Source organism: Streptomyces rapamycinicus NRRL 5491, assembly GCF_024298965.1.
Lineage (GTDB): Bacteria > Actinomycetota > Actinomycetes > Streptomycetales > Streptomycetaceae > Streptomyces > Streptomyces rapamycinicus.
Window position 1 is genome coordinate 3,858,848 of record NZ_CP085193.1, and the last position, 18,254, is coordinate 3,877,101.

Genomic DNA, 18,254 nt, shown 5'->3' on the forward strand with positions numbered 1-18,254 from the left:
GTTTCCATATCGCCTGTTCGTCCTGTGCTCGCCATCATCCGCGGCCTCTGCGGAAGGGTTTTACCCAATCACGGGAGGCACGGTGCCGCGCCGACCCTCGTTCCGGGTCTCTTCGTCCCCGGTCAGCTGGTCGGGCGCGTCCCCGTCTTCCTCGCGCTGCCTCTTCTGACCCTCACCGCGCCCCGATGCCGCCGCCCCCGGCGCTCCGGGGGCCCGTCCTTCGGCCTGCCCCCGGACCAGTCCGCTCCCACCGGGGGTGAACTCGCCGCCGGTCCGCAGCTCGCTCGCGCGACGCGCCGTACCCCCGCCCCGGGCCGACGCCGAAGCTCCCCGGCTCGGCCCGGCGCCGATGACACCGCCGGGCCGCCCGGCCGCGGGGAGGCCAGGACCCGCGCCCGGACCTGCGCGGCCCACAGGCCCGGCCGGCTCCCTGCCGATGACCGTCCCCCGGCTCTGCCGGTTGCCCTGGTTCGTGCCCGCCTGGTGGTTTTGCATGCCGCCGACGATGCTCCTGTCGGCGCGCACCGGGTTGGTGGTGGGCCGGCCGTTGATCTGCTCGGTCGGTCCGTTCGGCAGCCTGGGAGCGGTGACGGGGCCCTTGGTGCCGCCCGTCCCCACAGTGGGGTTGACCTTGCCCACCGTGGGGCCGATCTTGCCCATACCCGTTGTGGGCCCGACCGTCGGCGGGGGTGACGCGGGCAGGCCCACGGGCCCGGGCCCGTCAGTGACCGGAGTCACCGGGGGCCCGCCGCCGGTCGGAAGCTGCGGTGCGGTGGTGGTGGGCGGCGACGGATTCACCGTGTCGATGTTGGTGTGCGTCGCGTCCGGAACGGTGACATGCCCCGGGTTCTCCGGGATCGACGGAGGGGTGACATGCCCCGGTGAGACATGAGCGGGCGAGAAATGCGCGGGCGAGCCCGGACTCACCGTGGACGGATCGACCGCCGGATGCGTCGTCCCGACAGAGGCGGGCGTTGTGTGGACGCTGCCCCCGGAAACACTGGGCGAGCCGTAGCTCTCCTGCCCGCTCCCGTCCTGAGTCCTCGGCAGAGCCGAGGCCGGCAGCGGCTTGAAGACCGGCTCATCCTGCTGGGAGCCCGCGATGGTCTCCTGCGACATCCGATAGTACGAGGCCAGCTTGTACATCTGCGGAAGCGCCTCGTCGCGGGCCTTGTCCAGACCTTCCAGGCGCTTCTTTTCCTTCTCCTGGTCCGCGTAGCACACCTGCGAACCCGCCGGGCGATCCGGCATCGACTTCTTGACCTCGCTCAGCGCCTGACCCGCGGTTTCCATCGCGGTACCGACGGATCCGGCGAAGCCCGCCAGCTTCAGTGCCTGGTTGGCGAAGTCATCGCCCCAGTTACGGAACGCGTCACCGCCCTCGCCCTTCCAGGTGACCCGGCCGACCCGCTTCTTGAGCTCGTCGCCGATCTTCTCGATCTCGGACTGCGCCTTCGTCAGGGCATTGCCGCGACGAATGATCTCCTGCTCATCCGTACCTTCGACCATGGCGAGCATGTCCTCGAATGAGGCATGTTCGAAACTGGTGATGTTGTAGCACATCTTGAGCGGCGGCAGCTTACTGGAATCGCCCATGACCCAATCCCCCGTTCACCCATCACATGCCGTCGCGGCCACTGCTCTTACCGTCGCCCGTCTTGGGGGCATCCGGCTTGTCGTGACCCTTCGGTTCGTGCTGTTTCTGATACTGCTCGTAGTAGCTCTGGGTGCGCTCCTGAATGGCCTTCAGGCGCTGCCCGTGCTCGTGGTCCACCGTCTGGTAGTCGCTGTCGGCCGCGCCCACCGTGATGCCCATCGCCTCCAGTTGCTCGCCCAGGGTCTGGGAGAGCAGCTGCAGCCGTCCGTGCACCAGCTCGTACGCGCTCGCCAGTGACAGCGCCTCGGGAAAGTTCTGCCCGTAGGCGGCGGTGGTCACCTTCTGTTGGGAGATCTTTCCGTGCGCCGCGTCCGACTTGTCGAGATCCGTCAGAAGCCTGTCAACACGCTTCTTGAATTCCTGTAGAGACTCGGTGGGAGCGTCGAGGTCCGGCGAAGAAGGGGACTTAGCGGAGCCACCCCCGTCCGGCGCCAACTCAGCCATGAAGCACCTCCTTCAATACCTGGATGGCAGCGCTTGTGGGTGCGGGGACACTCGGCCCGGGCCGAGTGTCCCCGCACCCACGAAACGACCGCAGGCTGTGCGCGCTACGTCTCTCTCTACGACGCGAACCGCTGGCCCTGACGATGGTCATTGGCCCTGTAGCCCTCCGTAGCCTCCAGCAGCTTCTTCGAGATGGTGAGAAGGGTGCTGTGCAGGTGGTCGACACGCTGGTTCCACTCGTGCTGACGCTCGTTGAACGCGCGCTGCGCCTCACCGGACCACGACTCGGACACACCCTTGACCTGCCTCATGATGGTGTCGAGGTCGGTCTTGAGCGTGTTGGCCTCGTTCCTGACCATGTTGGAGGCTTCGACAACGCCTTCGTACGTAATCTCCATTGAGCTCTAACTCCTGATGCGAGGCGGACAGGTCACGAGGATCAAGAGGCGTGGAAGGAGCCGAGGATGCCGCTCTCCCCGCCTCCGACGCTGTTGATGTTCTTGAGCTGGTCGATTTCCTCCTGGTCGAAACCGTCCCGGCTCGCCTTCACCAGTTCGCGGGTGAAGCTCAGCAGCTGGTTCACCCGGCGGACGTCGTTGTTGACCTCCGTCTGGAGGTTGTTGTACGCCCCCGCCGCGATGCCCTTCCAGTGGCCCTCAACGTGGTCGATCACGTTGTTGAGCTTCCCGATCCGCTCGGTCAGCTGACCTTCCATCCAGTCGATGGCGCTCTCGAGGGTCTTGAAATCATGACCTTCTACGCGGAGCTTTTCCGCCATGGCACACCTTCCCCCATGAATCGGATGCGGTGGGACGGCCGGTGCTCTGTGACCGTCCCGTGCGCATCGGACCAAAGCTGTCAAGGATCACTCTAGTCAGCATCCCCGTGTGCATGACCAACAAGTATCCGGTTGTTACACGGATGGGACGCCGGGGACTGCCGGGTAACGGCAGGCCTCAAGCCACCGCCGACACCCCTCATGTGTCACGCCGGCGACGCCAGTCACGCAGCACGACCGCACCGCCCGCGGTGATGCCCACGACCACCGCGCCCGCGCCCAGGGCGTACGTGGCCAGCCGCGTACGACGCTCCTGCGGGGTCTCGCCCAGGGTGAGGCGCCCGGGCTCGGGCTTCGGGACGTTCGCCGCCGAGCCGGTGTCCGCCGTGGGGTGCTCGATCTTCTTGTCGTCGTCGGTGAGGGCCTTCACCGGATCGACCACACCCCAACCGATGAACTGATCACGGCCGTTGACGCCCCGCTCCGCGGTCTGCTCGATCTGGGCGATGACCTCCTGCCGCGACCAGTCGGGGTGCTTGGCGCGGATCAGGGCGGCCACTCCGGCCACGTACGGGGCGGCGAAGCTGGTGCCGTTGTCCACGCACTGCCCGCCCTTGGGGACGGTGGAGACCATGTCGACACCGGGCGCCGCGACGCCGACGAAATCGCCGCTCTGCGAGAAGTACGCGCGCTCGTTGTTGCGGTCGGAGGCGGCGACGGCGAGGACGCCGCGGTAGGACGCGGGATAGGTGCGCTTGGACTTACCGTTCGCGCCGTCGTTGCCCGCGGCCGCGACCACGACCACGTCGTGCTGGACGGCGTAGGCGGTCGCCTGCTCCAGATCGGTCTGCGAGACGGCGCCCTTGGTGTCCTGGGAGATGTTGATCACTTGGGCGCCCTCGTGCACCGCCTTCTCGATGGCCTGTGCCATCTTCTGCGGTGTGCCCTTGCCCTCGGCGTTGTTCTGCTTGAGGGGAATGATCGTCGCCTCGGGGGCCAGACCCACGAAGCCGGTGCCCTGGCGCGGGCGGGCCGCGATGATGCCGGCGACCTTGGTGCCGTGCCCGACCTCGTCGACCGTCGGGTCCGCGGCGAGTTTCCGCTCGTCCTTGGAGGCGTCCTTGGCCGGGGGCAGGAAGTTCCCCCCGCTCGCCTTGTCGACGGCGGTCTTCAGCTGGATGTTGGTGTCATCGACACCGGTGTCGATGACGGCGACCCGCACCGGCTTGCCGTCCTTGTCCTTGCCCTTGGTCTCCTCCCAGAGGCGGTCGAACACCAACCGCTGCAGCGACCAGGGCGTTCCCTTGATCTGCTTCTTCATCGGGAACGTGCACTCGCCGTTGCCGTCCAGCGAGAGCGCGGCGGCGGACGGGCCGGCGCCGGCGCCTGTGGCGGCGGTGAGACACGCCAGTGTCACCGCCGACGACAGGGCGGCCATGCGTGTCATGCGTGGGCGCGCCATGTTCACGACCCCTGGGGCTGTCGTGCGCTGTTGGTGTCCAGCCGCGGCCCGACCGGCAGGAACTGGGACCAGTTGAGCGGCACCGGAACCGGCTTCGCGTCCCCGTACCCCAGCCGGACCTGAGCCTTGTTCGCGGTTGTCTGCCCGCCGGACTCCGCGTCCTGCTGTGCGGAGGAGCCGGAACCGTCAGCGCCGATCTTCGACTTGCCCGAACTGCCGTCGTTGTTGGCCTGCACCTGATAGCGCAGGCCGGTGTCGGTGACGAGGAAGACCTGGCCGGTGCCGGTCCCCCTCCCCTGGAACTGCCGGTAGAACAGGCCGGTCCCCGGGGTGACATACGCGCTGGTGGCGCCGTCCACGATGGTCGCGGGGTAGTCCCGGCCCGCCCAGGTCTCGAGGGTGGGCGCACCGCTGTCGGAGACGTTCGTGAGGATGTTGCACACGGTGTCCCTGGCCCCGCTCCCGCCCTCGGTGGAGTTCACCTGGCGCGGGGGCTCGGAGGGCCAGGTGGTGTCACCGGCGAACACCGTGGAGTCGGAGACGAAGTCCTGCGGATTGACCTGCATCGGCTTGCCGAGCTGGTTGAGCCCGGCCAACTGCTCACTGCTCAGCAGCAGCTCGGCGGTGAAGTCGGAGACCGGCTGCACCTTTCCCGGCACCACGACATAGTGCTGGACGCCGCCACCCGTCTGCGCCTGGAGCACCATGCCCACCTTGTTGGCCTTGTCCGGCAGGGAGTCGACCCCGGCCGTCGTGTTCGGCTGCCCCGGCACCCGCGGAAACTCCACAGGCGCGCCGTCCTTCAGGGTGTCCAGCCAGTCGTCGGTCACCTGCTGGGGCTTGGCGCCCTCCGAGAAGAGGGTCCGCAGCAACAGGTTGTACTGGCGGTCGGACATGCTCTTCTCGCCCTTGGGGCCGCCGAGCAGGTACTTGGTACCGGACGGGTCGACGAGATAGCGGCCCGTCCTCCCCCGGACGTACAGCGCCTGGCTGCCGCGCAGCCGCTGCTTGCCCTCGACCTTGGACGCCTCACGGTCGGCGAGGATGAAGACCGCCTTCTGCGCGGTCTTGTCCGCTCCGCCGCCCGGCTGCTCGCAGACCACCCAGCGCTTCTGCTCGACGGCATCGTCCGCCGAGGGCATACGGTCCGGGGCGTACGGAATTCCGATCGTGGGTCCGCGCGGAATGTCGCCGTTGTCGAGCTGCGACTCCTTCACGCGGACGATGTCCGACTTGTTCTGGTCCAGCAGGAGTTTCGCCGAGGCGAGGTTGAGGACCGGATGCAGCTGTTTCTTTCCACCGGTCTTGAGAATCACGTATCGGGTCGTCGAGTCGCTGCCGACGATGATGTGGGACGCGGTGTTGTCCCACCCCTTCGGCGCGGTCGGCCGGATCATGCCCCATGCGCCGAATCCGGCAAGGATCAGCGCCCCGACGATGACACCCGGGAGAAACGCGCGCAGCGGACGTGGCGCACCGTCGTCCATGACGGTGGGCGAGGGCTGCACGAACGAGGCAACCATCCGTTTCTTCGCAAAGGTGTAGGCATTGAGCTCGTCCCGCCGCGATGCCATGTCTCGTCCGCTTCTCCCCGTGTGATGGTGCAGTACGTACGCTCGGTCGCCGTAGGGAGATTACTCATCCGCTCGGGTCACCCGACACCCGAGCCACCCTTCACGCGCCTTTCCGATACCGTAAACACACAATCGGCCAGGACAACATCAGGACAAGCGGGGGGTCTCCGGGATGAGCTCTGCCACCCATGTGCGTGCCGCCGTGCCGCGGCAGCCCTCACGCACGGCGAGCCTGGGCCCCCTGCGGCTGTATCAGCTCGTGCTCATCGAGGTGGCCGCCGCGATCCTCGTCGTCGCCTGGACCGTGGATTCACTGCTGATGGTGCCCGCGGGAGTCATCGCCCTCGCGCTTGTGCTGCTCGCGGTGTTGCGGCGCAGGCAGCAGCCGTTCGTCGACTGGCTCGTCACCATCAGCGCGTTGCGCACCCGCCAGAAGCAGGCCAAAGGGCCGGTCCCGGCCGGAATCGACCCGTCGCTCGCACCCACCGTGGAATGCGATCCGGCGCTGCGCACCTACGCGTATGTGGCTCGGGACCGCCGCGAGATCGGAATGATCGGCGACGGTACGTTCCTCACGGCGGTGCTCCAGGTCCAGTCGACCGACGCTCCACTGCGGCCGATGCGCACCAAACGACCGCTTCCGCTCTCGCTGCTGCAGGACGCGCTGGACGTGGACGGCATTCAGCTGGAATCGGTGCAGGTGGTGCAGCACTCACAGACCGCGCCCGCACCCCATCTGCCCGAACAGGCCGCGGCGGCGCGCAGCTATGCCCCGCTGCAGGAACTGGCCGGAGCGCCCGCCGTCCGGCTGACCTGGGTGGCGCTCAAGCTGAATCCCGAGCTGTGTCCGGAGGCCATACGGGCGCGCGGCGGTGGCCTGGAGGGCGCTCAGCGGTCCCTGCTGCGCGCGGTTGACCAGCTTGCCAGCCGGCTGACCGGTGCCGGATTCTCGGCGCGACCGCTGGCCGAGGGTGAACTCACCACGGCCCTCGCCACCTCGGCGTGTGTCAATCCGCATGCGACGACCCAGGCGGGGCGTGCGAGCACGCCTACGCGCCGGACGGTGGAGACCTCGCGCGCCTGGCGCTGCGACGACCGGTGGCACACCACCTACTGGGTGGGGCGCTGGCCGCAGATGGGCCCGGAATCGGTGCCGCTGCCGCAACTCGTGGCGCTGCTGACCTCCATGCCCGCCCTCGCGTCCACCTTCAGCCTGACCCTGACGCATGACGACGGCAGCCGTAACGCCTCCTCGGTCACCGGGCACATCAGGGTCACCGGGCGCAGCGACACCGATCTGATCACCGCCCGCAAGGCCTTGGAGCGCGCCGCGCGGGGAGTGCGGGTCGGACTGGTACGTCTCGACCGTGAGCAGTTGCCCGGTGTACTCGCGACGCTCCCGCTGGGAGGTACCCGCTGATGGCCGCATCCGCCTTCTCCCCCGCCGCTTCTCCTTCCGGTCATGGGGCCGATCCGGATTCCGCCCCCGGGGCGGGTCTGGGGTCCGGTCCCATGATTTCCGGTGCCGGCGCCCCCGGAATGGCCGGTGACCCTGGCTCGGCACGCAGAACGCGCCCAGGTTTCGGGCTCATCGGGCCCCGGCGCGGACGGCAAACGCTGCCCCTGGAGGAAGTGGAGGCGCTGGCGCTGCCCATCGGCGACGACGGCGTCATCATCGGGGTGGACGAGCAGAACCAGCCCGCCGTCCTCGGCTTCAACCGCCCCGAGCCGTTCGACGTGGTCCTCGTCGGCGGACTGTGGACCGCGCAGGTGCTGGCCTTCCGGGCGGCGGCCACCGGCGCCCGTATCGCCGTCGAGACCGGCCGGCCGCATCTGTGGACCAACTTGGTGCAGGTCGCGGGCGGCGGACAGCAGTGCATGACCGTCTTCGACGTGGGCCGGGTGCCGCCGCAAGGGCCTTCGGTAGGCAGTCCGGTTCTGGTCGTCCGGGACTGCGGCATGCGCCCGCCACGGGGCCGGGTCTCCGCGCTGCCCTGGCAGTCGGTGCTGACCCTGCTGCCGTATCTGAGCCCGGTCGCGCCGCGGCTGCTCGAGCACGCCGGACTGGTCGGCATTCAGCGCGTTTCGCCGGACGAGGCCGAGGAGATAGGCCGCGTCATGGGCCTTCCACAGGCCGACGTCGCGGCGCTGTCCACGCTTCCCGACTGGGTCACCCTCTGGTGTACACGTACCGGACGGCAGTTCGTAACCGTGCAGGCAACGGATGCCGAGACGGGGCTGCTGGGATCTCCGCGTCGGGTGGACTGATCCGGGTCGAACCCGTCCGGGCTGGTCCGTCGTTGATCGACACCGCTCGAGTGCGGTCCACATCATGCCGTGGACCGCTTCGAGTGGCGGATGGGCCTGCCCCCGCGGCGGTCATGGTGATTAGTCTTGGGGTACCCGGTGGAGCGCCCGTTCAGGGGCCCCCGGCGTCACAAAAGGGGAAAGCCGAACGGTCGGACGACAGTAGCGATCGGCAACAGATCGGCCTCGCCAAGAATTTCAAGGGTGTTCGACCACACCAGGAGGCATTGTGAGCAGCGATCGGGACGAGATCCGCACGGGCGGAAACACACCCGGCGATGATCGGTCCGACGCGGAGACCGAGCACACGGGCGAGTTCACCATCGACTACACCCCACCCGCCTGGTACACGCAGAACGCTTCGTCGTCGTCCTCTCCGTCCTCCACGGCCCCCTCGTCGACCGGCGGTTCCGGGGGAACCGGAACGGGCGCCGGTGCGGGGATGCCGGGTCCGCCGCCTCCGCCGCCGCCCACGGGCAATCCGGTGCCCGTGCCGGGGATGCCGGAGCCGAGCGGTTTTCCAGGTGCCTGGCCGCCGCCGGCCTCGGCGCCCTCCTCCGATGTCGCGTCGGACGCCTCCGAGGTGGAGGAGGTCCCCGCGCAGGAGGTCCCCGCGCAGAGGGAGAACGAGGCACGGTCGGAACCGGAGAGCAGAGAGTCCGACTCGGGCATTCACCTGTCGCCTTTGTCTGACTCTGGGTCGGATTCGATTGGTTCCGCGCCCGCGAGTGACGGCGTTACGGATGGCGGCGTTTCAGATGGCGGCGTTTCGGACACCGCTGAGCCCGAGCCCTCCTACGAACCCTCCGCCCCGGCAGCCGATGTCGAGACGGAGGATTCGGCTGCGGCTTCCTCTTCCGCTTCCGCTCCCGTCGATGACGACTTCACGCTGGCGCCCGCCGCTGCTCCGCGGGACGACGACGCCTTCCGGGCGGACTCGGAGCACGCCTCCGAGGCGGGCTCCGACGAGAGCGAGAACGGCGATCTGGGCAGCCCCTCCACCGTGCGGTTCTCCACCGCCTCGCTGCGGCGCGAGATCGCCGAGAGGCGGAGTGAGGACTCCGACGCCGGGGTCGCTGATTCCGGTTCCGATTCTGGGTCTGGATCTGGGTCTGGATCTGGGGCTGGGTTTGCGTCCGGTTCCGGTTCGGACGGCGATTCCGGCTCCTCGGACTCGGACGACCGTACTGATGACAATGTGCGCAGCGAGGGCACATTGCGCTTCTCCACGGCCGCGCTGCGGCGTGAGATGGAGGAGTTGCGACAGGCGAGCGCCGAGCCTCAGGACGCGGTCCCCGAGGACGCGGTCCCGCAGGACGCGGTCCCCGACGACGCCGTGCCGCCGAGCGCGCCGTCGCCCGAGCAGCCCGCCACCACCTGGGCCCCGCCGCCCGTTCCGCAGTCGGGGCTGCCGCCCCTGCCGCCGGACTTCCAGCCCGCGGCGCCCGAGGACGCTCCACCGGCTCCGGGTCCCGCTCCGGTTCCGGAGCAGCGTACGGATGGACCCGCCACCCCGGGTGCCGGAGTGCCGCTCCCGCCCCAGGACACCTCCTGGGCGCCTCCCCCGCCCCAGACGCACGGTCAGCCCGGGCAGCCCGTCGCCGGGCCGGGGCCGCAGGGCGGATACGGCTATCCGCGTCCCGGCGAGGGCGCCCCCGGTGCGATCCCCGGCCAGCCCGGTCCGGCCCCGCTGCCGGACCAGGCCCCGGGGGCGCAGCCCCCGGCGGGCAACGTGCCCGGCCCGCAGGGCGGTTACCAGCAGCCCGGCCCGGGCGTACCGGGTCCCTGGCCGGAGGGTGCCCCGGCTCCGCAAGGGCCCCACTACGGCTATCCGCCCCCGGGGGCCCAGCCCGCGCCCGGCCCGGGTGGTCCGGGGCAGGGCCAGGGGCCGGCGCCCGTCCCGGGCGGCTACGGCTTCCCGCAGCCGCCCGCCCCGGACCAGCAGGGGCAGGGCCCGTACCAGCAGCCCCCCGCACAGCCCTACCCCACGCCCCAGCCGGGGCAGGTCGAGTACCCGGGCCGGCCCGGACAGCCCGCCCAGCCGATGTACCCGGACCAGCCCGGACAGCCTGGTCAGCCGGGCCAGCCGGGACCGTACGCGCCGAACGGCCCCGTCCAGGGCCAGCCGCCGCATGACCCCCAGGGTCAGCAGTTCCCCGGGCAGCAGGGTCCGGGCGCGCAGGGTGGGTACGGCTTCCCGCGGCCCGGCGACGGCGCTCCCGGGCCCGTGCCCGGGCAGTCGGCGCAGCCACAGCCGCACGACGGCTACGGCTATCCGCGCCCGGACGCCCAAGCCGCCCCGGCGGCCCCGGCCGACCCCCGTACCGGCGGCTGGCCGACCGTGACGCCCGACCAGCGGCGCCAGGCCGGGGGCGCGGGGGCGCCGCTCGGATACACCGCCGCGGTCGAGCTCTCCTCGGACCGGCTGATCAAGGGCAAGCAGAAGCCGAAGAAGAACACTCCGGGCCCCTCCCGCTTCAAGCTCGGCGGCAAGAAGGAGGAGGCGGAGCGGCAGCGCAAGCTGGAGCTGATCCGCACGCCGGTGCTCTCCTGCTACCGCATCGCGGTGATCAGCCTCAAGGGCGGTGTCGGCAAGACCACGACGACCACCGCCCTCGGCTCGACCCTGGCCATCGAGCGCCAGGACAAGGTCATCGCGATCGACGCCAACCCGGACGCGGGCACCCTCGGCCGAAGGGTCCGCCGGGAGACCGGTGCGACCATTCGCGACCTGGTCACGGCGATCCCGTACCTCAACAGCTACATGGACATCCGGCGGTTCACCTCACAGGCTCCGTCGGGGCTGGAGATCCTCGCCAACGACGTTGATCCGGCGGTCTCGACGACGTTCAACGACGACGACTACCGCCGCGTCATCGACGTCCTGGGCAAGCAGTACCCGATCATCCTCACCGACTCGGGCACGGGCCTGCTCTACAGCGCCATGCGCGGCGTCCTCGACCTCGCCGACCAGCTGATCATCATCTCCACGCCCTCGGTGGACGGCGCGAGCAGCGCCAGCACCACCCTGGACTGGCTGTCCGCGCACGGCTACGCGGATCTGGTCTCGCGGAGCATCACGGTGATCTCCGGGGTGCGGGAGACCGGCAAGATGATCAAGGTCGAGGACATCGTGTCCCACTTCGAGACCCGCTGCCGCGGGGTGATCGTCGTACCGTTCGACGAGCATCTGTCGGCGGGCGCCGAGGTGGACCTGGACATGATGCGGCCCAAGACCCGTGAGGCGTACTTCAACCTCTCGGCCATGGTCGCGGAGGACTTCACCCGCGCCCAGCAGGAGCAGGGTCTGTGGACGGGCGACGGAGGGGCTCAGCCGCCGCAGGTGGCCCCGCCGATGCCCGGATATGCCCAGCAGCAGCCCTATCCGGGCGCCTACGCGCCTCAGCAGGGCCAGCAGCCGCAGTACCCCGGGTACCCGCAGCAAGGCGGCCAGCAGGGCTGGCAGCAGTCCTACGAGCAGGGGCAGCAGCCGCAGCCCGGCCAGCCGTGGCAGCAGGCCCAGCCGGGGCAACCGGGGCAGCCCTGGCAGCAGCAGCCCCCGCAGCAGTAGCGAGCGCAGAAGCGAATGCGAATGCGCCCCGTGGACCGGTGATCCGGTCCACGGGGCGCATTGGCGTTCACCCGTTCACTCGTTCATTCGTTCACACGCGGCGCACGGCGCCTCAGCGCCCGCCCCCAGCCGCTCCCGTACGCCTCAGCGCCTCAGCCCGCCGCGTACGTACGCCTCAACGGCTCCCGTGCTCCTCCACGAGCTCCCGCGCCCGCTTCACATCGACCGCCATGCGCTCCAGCAGCGCCTCGATCGAGTCGAACTTCTCCTGGCCCCGCAGATAGGCGAGGAAGTCGACCTCGACATGGAGTCCGTACAGATCCAGTCCGACCCGGTCGATCGCATACGCCTCGACCGTCCGCTCGGTCCCGTCGAACTGCGGATTGGTGCCGACCGAGATCGCCGCGGGCATCGCCTCGCCCTGTGCCGTCAGCCAGCCTGCGTAGACGCCGTCGGCCGGGATCGCGGTGTGCGGCAGCGTCTCCAGGTTGGCCGTCGGGAAGCCCAGCTCACGGCCGCGCTGCGCACCGCGCACCACCACGCCCTCGACCCGGTGCGGCCGCCCCAGGACCTCCATCGCGCCCGTGACGTCGCCCTCCGCGACCAGGCGGCGCACCAGCGTGGAGGAGAACGGCTCGCCGCCGCCCGCCTCGCCGCGCTCGTACAGGTCGATGACCTCGACCTCGTAGTCGTAGGTGGCGCCGAGCTCGCGCAGGAAGGCCACGTTCCCGGCGGCCTTGTGGCCGAAGCGGAAGTTGGGGCCCTCCACCACGACCCGGGCGTGCAACTTGTCCACCAGCACCTTCACCACGAAGTCGGCGGGGGTGAGCCGCGAGAACTCCGCCGTGAACGGCAGGATCAGCACCGCGTCCACGCCCAGCCCGGCCATCAGCTCCGCGCGCCGCTGGTGCGTGGCGAGCAGCGGTGGATGGCTGCCGGGCCGCACGACCTCGCTGGGGTGCGGGTCGAAGGTGACCACGACCGCCGGTACGCCCAGCTCACGCGCCCGTGCCACGGCACGGCCGATGATCAGCTGGTGCCCTCGGTGCACCCCGTCGTAGGAACCGATGGTGACGACGCTGCGCCCCCAGTCCTCGGGGATGTCCTCCAAGCCACGCCAGCGCTGCACTTTGCCCGCTCCTCGCCCGAACCTTTGTCTGTCGACTTCGCAGGTCTAAGACTGCCATGCCCCGGGCGCCCGCCTCGCATCGGTGGCCGCCTCGAGCGCCCGGACCGGCCGGAAAGCCACGGTAGGCGGCCGGTCCTGGCGGATGCAACGCGGGCCCGGAGTCGGCAATGCCACACCGGCGCCGCGTCGCACCGGCGCCGCGCCGGCCTGGCCGGGCGCTCCGACGGCGTCAACGCGGCAACGCGGCAACGCGGCAACGCCGTCATACGAAGACGGCCAGGCTCTTCGCCTTGCCCTTCGACTCCTCCACCAGGGCCAGAAAGCGCCCCTCGGGCCCGAAGACCGCTACCGGCCCCGACCCCGGCCCCGTCTCCCCCGGCGGCATGTCGATCCGCACCCCATTGCCCAGCAGCCGGGCCTGGCGCTCGTCCACGTCCCAGCGCGGGAACGCGGCGGCCGCCGCCTCCGCGATGGGCAGGATCTCCAGCGACTCCTCCAGCCGCTCCAGCGTCCTGGCCGCCTCCAGCCCGTACGGACCGACCCGGGTCCGGCGCAGGGCCGTGAGATGGCCGCCCACGCCGAGTCCGGCGCCGAGGTCGCGCGCCAGGGCCCGGATGTAGGTGCCGGAGGAGCACACCACCGTGACGTCCAGGTCGAGAACGGTGGTGCCGTCCTCCGCCTTGGCCTCGCGGCGGTCGTGGAGGACGAAGGAGGAGACGGTCACCGGCCGCGCCGGGATCGCGAACTCCTCGCCCTCCCGCGCCCGTGCGTAGGAGCGCTTACCGTCGATCTTGATGGCGCTGACCTTCGAGGGGACCTGCTGGATGTCCCCGGTCAGCTCCTCGATCCCGGCCTGGACGGCGCCCGGGTCGACCCCGGCGGCGCCGTCGGAGGCGGTGAGCTCGCCCTCCGCGTCATCGGTGACCGTGGTCTGCCCGAGCCGGATGGTGGCCCGGTACTCCTTCTCGGTCAGCGCCAGATGGCCCAGCAGCCGGGTGGCCTTCTCCACGCCGACCACGAGCACGCCCGTGGCCATCGGGTCCAGCGTCCCGGCGTGGCCGACCCTCCGGGTGCCGGCGAAGCGGCGCATCTTGGCGACGACGTCGTGCGAGGTGAAACCGGCCGGTTTGTCGACGATCACCAGGCCGTCCGGTGCCCCGGAACCGGCCCTGCCGTTGCGTGTCATGCGTCCGCTGAACCCTTACCGTCCGTGCCGGGCTCCTCGTCGTCCTCCTCGCCGGGCTTGCGGTACGGGTCGGCGTCGCCCGCGTAGCTGGCGCCCGAGGACGCCTCGCGCACCTGGGCGTCCGCCTCCCTGGCCTTGGCGAGCAGATCGTCGATGGTGCGGGCGTTCTCCGGCAGCGCGTCCGGGACGAACGTCAGGGTCGGGGTGAAGCGCACCCCCGTCTGGCGCCCGACCTCCGACCGCAGCACGCCCTTGGCGCTCTCCAGGGCCGCGGCGGAGGCCGCCCGCTCCTCGTCGTCGCCGAAGACCGTGTAGAAGACGGTCGCCTCCCGCAGATCACCGGTGATCCGGGTGTCGGTGATGGTCACATAGCCCAGCCGCGGGTCCTTGATCCGCCGCTGCAGGGTCTCCGCGACCACGACCCGGATGCGGTCCGCCAGCTTGCGTGCCCGCGCGGTGTCGGTCATGCGTCTTCTTCTCTCTTCTTCGCGTCAGTCATCGATGGCCGGGGGCGCGGTCTGCGACCACCGGTCCGGCCCTCATTCATCATCGCCACCGTGGAACCGCCGTCGCACGGACAGCAGCTCCACCTCCGGCCGCGCCGCCACCAGCCGCTCGCAGCGGTCGAGCACCTCCGAGAGGTGGCCCGGGTCCCCGGAGACCATCGCCAGGGCGATCTGAGCCCTGCGGTACAGGTCCTGGTCGCCGACCTCCGCCGCGCTCACCGCGAATTTGCGGTGCAGCTCGGCGACGATCGGGCGGACGACGGAGCGCTTCTCCTTCAACGACCGTACGTCGCCGAGAAGCAGGTCAAAGGACAACGTCCCTACATACATGCGGTCCGGGTCAAGCCACCCGTGGGGCCTTTGTGATTGCGGGCTTCTCGCACCGTACACGCAAGGGCCGGGGCCGATCGACGGAAATTCCTCCGCCGATCGGCCCCGGCCGCCGCCGCTTGTCAGCCGCGCGGCTTCTCGCGCATCTCGTACGTCGCGATGACGTCGTCGATCTTGATGTCGTTGTAGCTGCCGAGGTTGATACCGCCCTCGAAGCCCTCGCGAATCTCGGTGACGTCGTCCTTGAAGCGGCGCAGGCCCTCGATGTTGAGGTTCTCCGCGATGACCTTGCCGTCGCGGACGAGGCGGGCCTTGGTGTTCCGCTTGACCTCGCCGGAGCGGATGAGCACACCCGCGATGTTGCCCAGCTTGGACGAGCGGAAGACCTCGCGGATCTCCGCCGTACCGAGCTCGACCTCTTCGTACTCCGGCTTGAGCATGCCCTTCAGGGCCGCCTCGATCTCCTCGATCACCTGGTAGATGACCGAGTAGTAGCGGACGTCCACACCCTCGCGGTCGGCCATCTGCGTGGCACGCCCGTCGGCGCGCACGTTGAAGCCGATGACGATGGCGTCCGAGCCCGTCGCCAGGTCGATGTCGGTCTCGGTGACCGCACCCACACCGCGGTGCAGCACCCGCAGGTCCACCTCTTCGCCGACGTCGAGCTGGAGCAGCGAGGACTCGAGAGCCTCCACCGAACCGGACGCGTCGCCCTTGATGATGAGGTTGAGCTGCTGGACCTGACCGGCCTTGAGCACCTTGTCCAGGTCCTCCAGGGAGACCCGGCGGGTGCGCTTGGCGAAGGCCGCGTTCCGCTCGCGGGCGGCGCGCTTCTCGGCGATCTGGCGGGCGGTGCGGTCCTCGTCCACGACGAGGAAGTTGTCACCCGCGCCGGGCACGTTGGTCAGACCGAGCACCAGGACCGGGGTCGAGGGACCCGCTTCCTCGAGCTGGTTGCCGTTGTCGTCGAGCATCGCCCGGACGCGGCCGTAGGCGTCGCCGACGACCATCGTCTCGCCGACCCGCAGGGTGCCGCGCTGAACCAGCACGGTGGCCACGGCGCCGCGGCCGCGGTCGAGGTGGGCCTCGATCGCGATGCCCTGCGCGTCCTGCTCCGCGTTGGCCCGCAGGTCGAGCGAGGCGTCCGCGGTGAGGACCACGGCCTCGAGCAGCTGGTCGATGTTCAGACCCTGGCGGGCGGAGATGTCGACGAACATGGTGTCGCCGCCGTACTCCTCGGCCACCAGACCATACTCGGTCAGCTGACCGCGCACCTTGGTCGGGTCCGCGCCCTCGACGTCGATCTTGTTGACCGCGACCACGATCGGCACATCGGCCGCCTTGGCGTGGTTCAGCGCCTCGATCGTCTGGGGCATCACACCGTCGTTGGCCGCCACCACGAGGATCGCGATGTCGGTCGACTTGGCACCACGGGCACGCATGGCGGTGAACGCCTCGTGCCCCGGGGTGTCGATGAAGGTGATCCTGCGCTCTTCGGTGTTGACCTCGGTCGAGACCTGGTAGGCACCGATGTGCTGGGTGATGCCGCCGGCCTCGCCCGCGACCACGTTGGTCTTGCGGATCGCGTCCAGCAGTCGCGTCTTACCGTGGTCGACGTGACCCATGACGGTCACCACCGGCGGACGCGCGACGAGCATCTCCTCGCCGCCCTCGTTCTCGCCGAACTCGATGTCGAAGGACTCGAGAAGCTCGCGGTCCTCCTCCTCCGGGCTGACGATCTCGACGACGTAGTTCATCTCGTCGGCGAGAAGCTGAAGCGTCTCGTCGGAGACGGACTGCGTCGCGGTGACCATCTCGCCGAGGTTGAGCATGACGGCGACCAGCGACGCCGGGTTGGCGTTGATCTTCTCCGCGAAGTCGGTGAGAGAGGCACCCCGCGACAGCCGGACCGTCTGGCCGTTGCCGCGCGGCAGCATCACGCCGCCGACCGACGGGGCCTGCATGGCCTCGTACTCCTGGCGCCTCTGCCGCTTCGACTTACGGCCACGACGCGCCGGACCGCCGGGACGGCCGAAGGCACCCTGCGTGCCACCACGGCCACCGGGACCGCCGGGACGGCCGCCGAAGCCGGGACGGCCACCGCCGCCGAAGCCGCCACCGCCGCCGGGACCCCCGGGACGGCCGGCGAAGCCGCCGCCACCGGGACGACCGCCGCCGCCACCACCGGGACGACCGGCGAAGCCGCCGCCACCGGGACGACCGCCGCCACCACCGGGACGACCGCCGCCGCCGGGACCGCGACCGCCACCGCCACCGGGGCCCGGACGCGGGCCCGCGGCCGGACGCTGCGGCATCATGCCGGGGTTCGGACGCGCGCCACCGGGACCCGGACGCGGGCCGCCGCCCTGGGCGCCCTGCGGACGGGGCATCTGGCCCGGAGTGGGACGGGGACCGCCGGGACCGCCCTGGCCACGGCCCGGACCGCCCTGGCCGCCGCCCTGCGGACGCGGACCGCCGCCGGGCTGACCGCCGGGACGCGGGGCGCCGCCGGGACGGGGCGCCTGCGGACGCGCCATACCGGTGGAGCCACCGGAGGTGAAGGGGTTGTTACCGGGACGGGGACCGGCCGGACGGGGACCACCCGGACGCGGACGCTCCTGACCCGGACGCGGGCCGCCACGGCCACCCTGGCCGCCCTCGCGCTGACCACCCTCGCGCTGACCGCCCTGGCCCTGGCCCGGTCCGCCCGGACGGGCGCCGGGGCGCGGACCGGGAGTGGCACCCGGCTTGGCGGGCGCGCCCGGCTTGGCCGCCGCGGGCTTGGGCGCGGGGGCCGGCGGCGCGGTGAACTCGGGCTGCGCCGGAGCCGCCGGCGCGGGACCCGGCTTGGGGCCGGGGGACGGACGGGCAGCCGGCGTGGGACGCGGGCCCGGAGCGGGCGCCGCGGCGGGGGTGCCGCGCTGGCCCTCGGGGGCACCGGCCGGCTTGGGGCCGGGCGCCGGGGGCTTGGGGGCGGCCGGACGGGCCGCCGCCGCCGGACCTGGGGTCGGCGGCTTGGGCGTCGCCTTGCGCGGCGCCGAGGGCTTACCGGCGGCGCGGCCGGAGCCGTTGCCACCCTGGAAAGCGTCAGTCAACTTGCGTACAACCGGCGCCTCGATCGTCGAGGACGCCGAACGTACAAATTCACCGAGTTCCTGGAGCTTGGCCATGACGACCTTGCTCTCAACTCCGAACTCCTTGGCGAGTTCGTATACCCGGACCTTAGCCACTTCGCTCCTTTTAGGTCCGGGTTGTCGCCGGACCGTCGCTACTTCATGGGCGTACTCATCGCGTACTCATCGAGTGCTCA

15 protein-coding genes and 1 pseudogene are annotated in these 18,254 nt (G+C 70.6%); 4 read left to right on the plus strand and 12 right to left on the minus strand.

The window, feature by feature from the left end:
- Positions 1 to 60 precede the first annotated feature (60 nt).
- From LIV37_RS15510 to eccB, 6 genes are all read right to left on the minus strand, one after another.
- Positions 61 to 1,596, minus strand: a complete 1,536-nt coding sequence (locus LIV37_RS15510) for a WXG100 family type VII secretion target (RefSeq protein WP_020868073.1) — start codon at positions 1,594 to 1,596, stop codon at positions 61 to 63.
- 22 nt (positions 1,597 to 1,618) lie between these two features.
- On the minus strand, positions 1,619 to 2,101 hold the full coding sequence (locus LIV37_RS15515; protein WP_020868074.1) for a hypothetical protein: 483 nt from the start codon (positions 2,099 to 2,101) through the stop codon (positions 1,619 to 1,621).
- A gap of 116 nt (positions 2,102 to 2,217) precedes the next feature.
- On the minus strand, positions 2,218 to 2,499 hold the full coding sequence (locus tag LIV37_RS15520) for a WXG100 family type VII secretion target (RefSeq protein ID WP_020868075.1): 282 nt from the start codon (positions 2,497 to 2,499) through the stop codon (positions 2,218 to 2,220).
- 41 nt (positions 2,500 to 2,540) lie between these two features.
- A complete protein-coding gene (locus tag LIV37_RS15525) occupies positions 2,541 to 2,879 on the minus strand; it encodes a WXG100 family type VII secretion target (protein ID WP_020868076.1) in 339 nt (112 codons plus the stop codon).
- Between the two features lie 199 nt (positions 2,880 to 3,078).
- On the minus strand, positions 3,079 to 4,326 hold the full coding sequence (gene mycP, locus LIV37_RS15530; protein WP_121824911.1) for a type VII secretion-associated serine protease mycosin: 1,248 nt from the start codon (positions 4,324 to 4,326) through the stop codon (positions 3,079 to 3,081).
- Between the two features lie 17 nt (positions 4,327 to 4,343).
- On the minus strand, positions 4,344 to 5,915 hold the full coding sequence (gene eccB / locus LIV37_RS15535; protein WP_020868078.1) for a type VII secretion protein EccB: 1,572 nt from the start codon (positions 5,913 to 5,915) through the stop codon (positions 4,344 to 4,346).
- 172 nt (positions 5,916 to 6,087) lie between these two features.
- On the opposite strand from eccB, the gene eccE reads away from it, so the two are divergent.
- The 3 genes and pseudogenes from eccE to LIV37_RS52065 form a co-directional block, all read left to right on the plus strand.
- On the plus strand, positions 6,088 to 7,335 hold the full coding sequence (gene eccE, locus LIV37_RS15540; RefSeq protein WP_121824910.1) for a type VII secretion protein EccE: 1,248 nt from the start codon (positions 6,088 to 6,090) through the stop codon (positions 7,333 to 7,335).
- A complete protein-coding gene (locus tag LIV37_RS15545) occupies positions 7,335 to 8,183 on the plus strand; it encodes a hypothetical protein (protein WP_121824909.1) in 849 nt (282 codons plus the stop codon). Before eccE ends, LIV37_RS15545 begins: the two co-directional genes overlap by 1 nt.
- Before the next feature lie 268 nt (positions 8,184 to 8,451).
- A pseudogene (locus LIV37_RS52065) lies at positions 8,452 to 8,529 on the plus strand (SCO5717 family growth-regulating ATPase); the annotation flags it as partial.
- Between the two features lie 20 nt (positions 8,530 to 8,549).
- Here the strand turns inward: LIV37_RS52065 and LIV37_RS52070 are convergent.
- The gene (locus LIV37_RS52070) at positions 8,550 to 8,894 is read right to left on the minus strand and encodes a hypothetical protein (RefSeq protein ID WP_309471212.1); all 345 of its coding nucleotides are present in this window, start codon (positions 8,892 to 8,894) and stop codon (positions 8,550 to 8,552) included.
- A gap of 526 nt (positions 8,895 to 9,420) precedes the next feature.
- Between LIV37_RS52070 and LIV37_RS15550 the strand changes: the two genes are divergently transcribed.
- On the plus strand, positions 9,421 to 11,793 hold the full coding sequence (locus LIV37_RS15550; protein ID WP_020868081.1) for a MinD/ParA family ATP-binding protein: 2,373 nt from the start codon (positions 9,421 to 9,423) through the stop codon (positions 11,791 to 11,793).
- 175 nt (positions 11,794 to 11,968) lie between these two features.
- Here the strand turns inward: LIV37_RS15550 and LIV37_RS15555 are convergent, their stop codons facing one another.
- The 5 genes from LIV37_RS15555 to infB all read right to left on the minus strand — a co-directional run bounded on the left by LIV37_RS15555 (position 11,969) and on the right by infB (position 18,174).
- The gene (locus tag LIV37_RS15555; protein WP_020868082.1) at positions 11,969 to 12,922 is read right to left on the minus strand and encodes a bifunctional riboflavin kinase/FAD synthetase; all 954 of its coding nucleotides are present in this window, start codon (positions 12,920 to 12,922) and stop codon (positions 11,969 to 11,971) included.
- Between the two features lie 262 nt (positions 12,923 to 13,184).
- Entirely contained in the window at positions 13,185 to 14,108 is a 924-nt protein-coding gene (truB, locus tag LIV37_RS15560; protein WP_020868083.1) for a tRNA pseudouridine(55) synthase TruB, read from the minus strand.
- Positions 14,105 to 14,575 (minus strand): 30S ribosome-binding factor RbfA, encoded by a 471-nt coding sequence (gene rbfA, locus LIV37_RS15565; RefSeq protein ID WP_020868084.1) that lies wholly within the window; start codon positions 14,573 to 14,575, stop codon positions 14,105 to 14,107. The genes truB and rbfA overlap by 4 nt, the downstream gene beginning before the upstream one ends.
- 72 nt (positions 14,576 to 14,647) lie before the next feature.
- On the minus strand, positions 14,648 to 14,944 hold the full coding sequence (locus tag LIV37_RS15570) for a DUF503 domain-containing protein (RefSeq protein ID WP_044569488.1): 297 nt from the start codon (positions 14,942 to 14,944) through the stop codon (positions 14,648 to 14,650).
- A gap of 122 nt (positions 14,945 to 15,066) precedes the next feature.
- Positions 15,067 to 18,174 (minus strand): translation initiation factor IF-2, encoded by a 3,108-nt coding sequence (gene infB, locus LIV37_RS15575; RefSeq protein ID WP_121824907.1) that lies wholly within the window; start codon positions 18,172 to 18,174, stop codon positions 15,067 to 15,069.
- Positions 18,175 to 18,254: the final 80 nt, after the last annotated feature.

What these genes read in the sequence shown, in the direction of transcription:
- LIV37_RS15510 (WP_020868073.1), bottom strand. Translation starts at nt 1,596, where the DNA reads ATGGGCGATTCCAGTAAGCTGCCGCCGCTCAAGATGTGCTACAACATC.
- LIV37_RS15515 (WP_020868074.1), bottom strand. Translation starts at nt 2,101, where the DNA reads ATGGCTGAGTTGGCGCCGGACGGGGGTGGCTCCGCTAAGTCCCCTTCT.
- LIV37_RS15520 (WP_020868075.1), bottom strand. Translation starts at nt 2,499, where the DNA reads ATGGAGATTACGTACGAAGGCGTTGTCGAAGCCTCCAACATGGTCAGG.
- LIV37_RS15525 (WP_020868076.1), bottom strand. Translation starts at nt 2,879, where the DNA reads ATGGCGGAAAAGCTCCGCGTAGAAGGTCATGATTTCAAGACCCTCGAG.
- mycP (WP_121824911.1), bottom strand. Translation starts at nt 4,326, where the DNA reads ATGACACGCATGGCCGCCCTGTCGTCGGCGGTGACACTGGCGTGTCTC.
- eccB (WP_020868078.1), bottom strand. Translation starts at nt 5,915, where the DNA reads ATGGCATCGCGGCGGGACGAGCTCAATGCCTACACCTTTGCGAAGAAA.
- eccE (WP_121824910.1), top strand. Translation starts at nt 6,088, where the DNA reads ATGAGCTCTGCCACCCATGTGCGTGCCGCCGTGCCGCGGCAGCCCTCA.
- LIV37_RS15545 (WP_121824909.1), top strand. Translation starts at nt 7,335, where the DNA reads ATGGCCGCATCCGCCTTCTCCCCCGCCGCTTCTCCTTCCGGTCATGGG.
- LIV37_RS52070 (WP_309471212.1), bottom strand. Translation starts at nt 8,894, where the DNA reads ATGCCCGAGTCGGACTCTCTGCTCTCCGGTTCCGACCGTGCCTCGTTC.
- truB (WP_020868083.1), bottom strand. Translation starts at nt 14,108, where the DNA reads ATGACACGCAACGGCAGGGCCGGTTCCGGGGCACCGGACGGCCTGGTG.
- rbfA (WP_020868084.1), bottom strand. Translation starts at nt 14,575, where the DNA reads ATGACCGACACCGCGCGGGCACGCAAGCTGGCGGACCGCATCCGGGTC.
- LIV37_RS15570 (WP_044569488.1), bottom strand. Translation starts at nt 14,944, where the DNA reads ATGTATGTAGGGACGTTGTCCTTTGACCTGCTTCTCGGCGACGTACGG.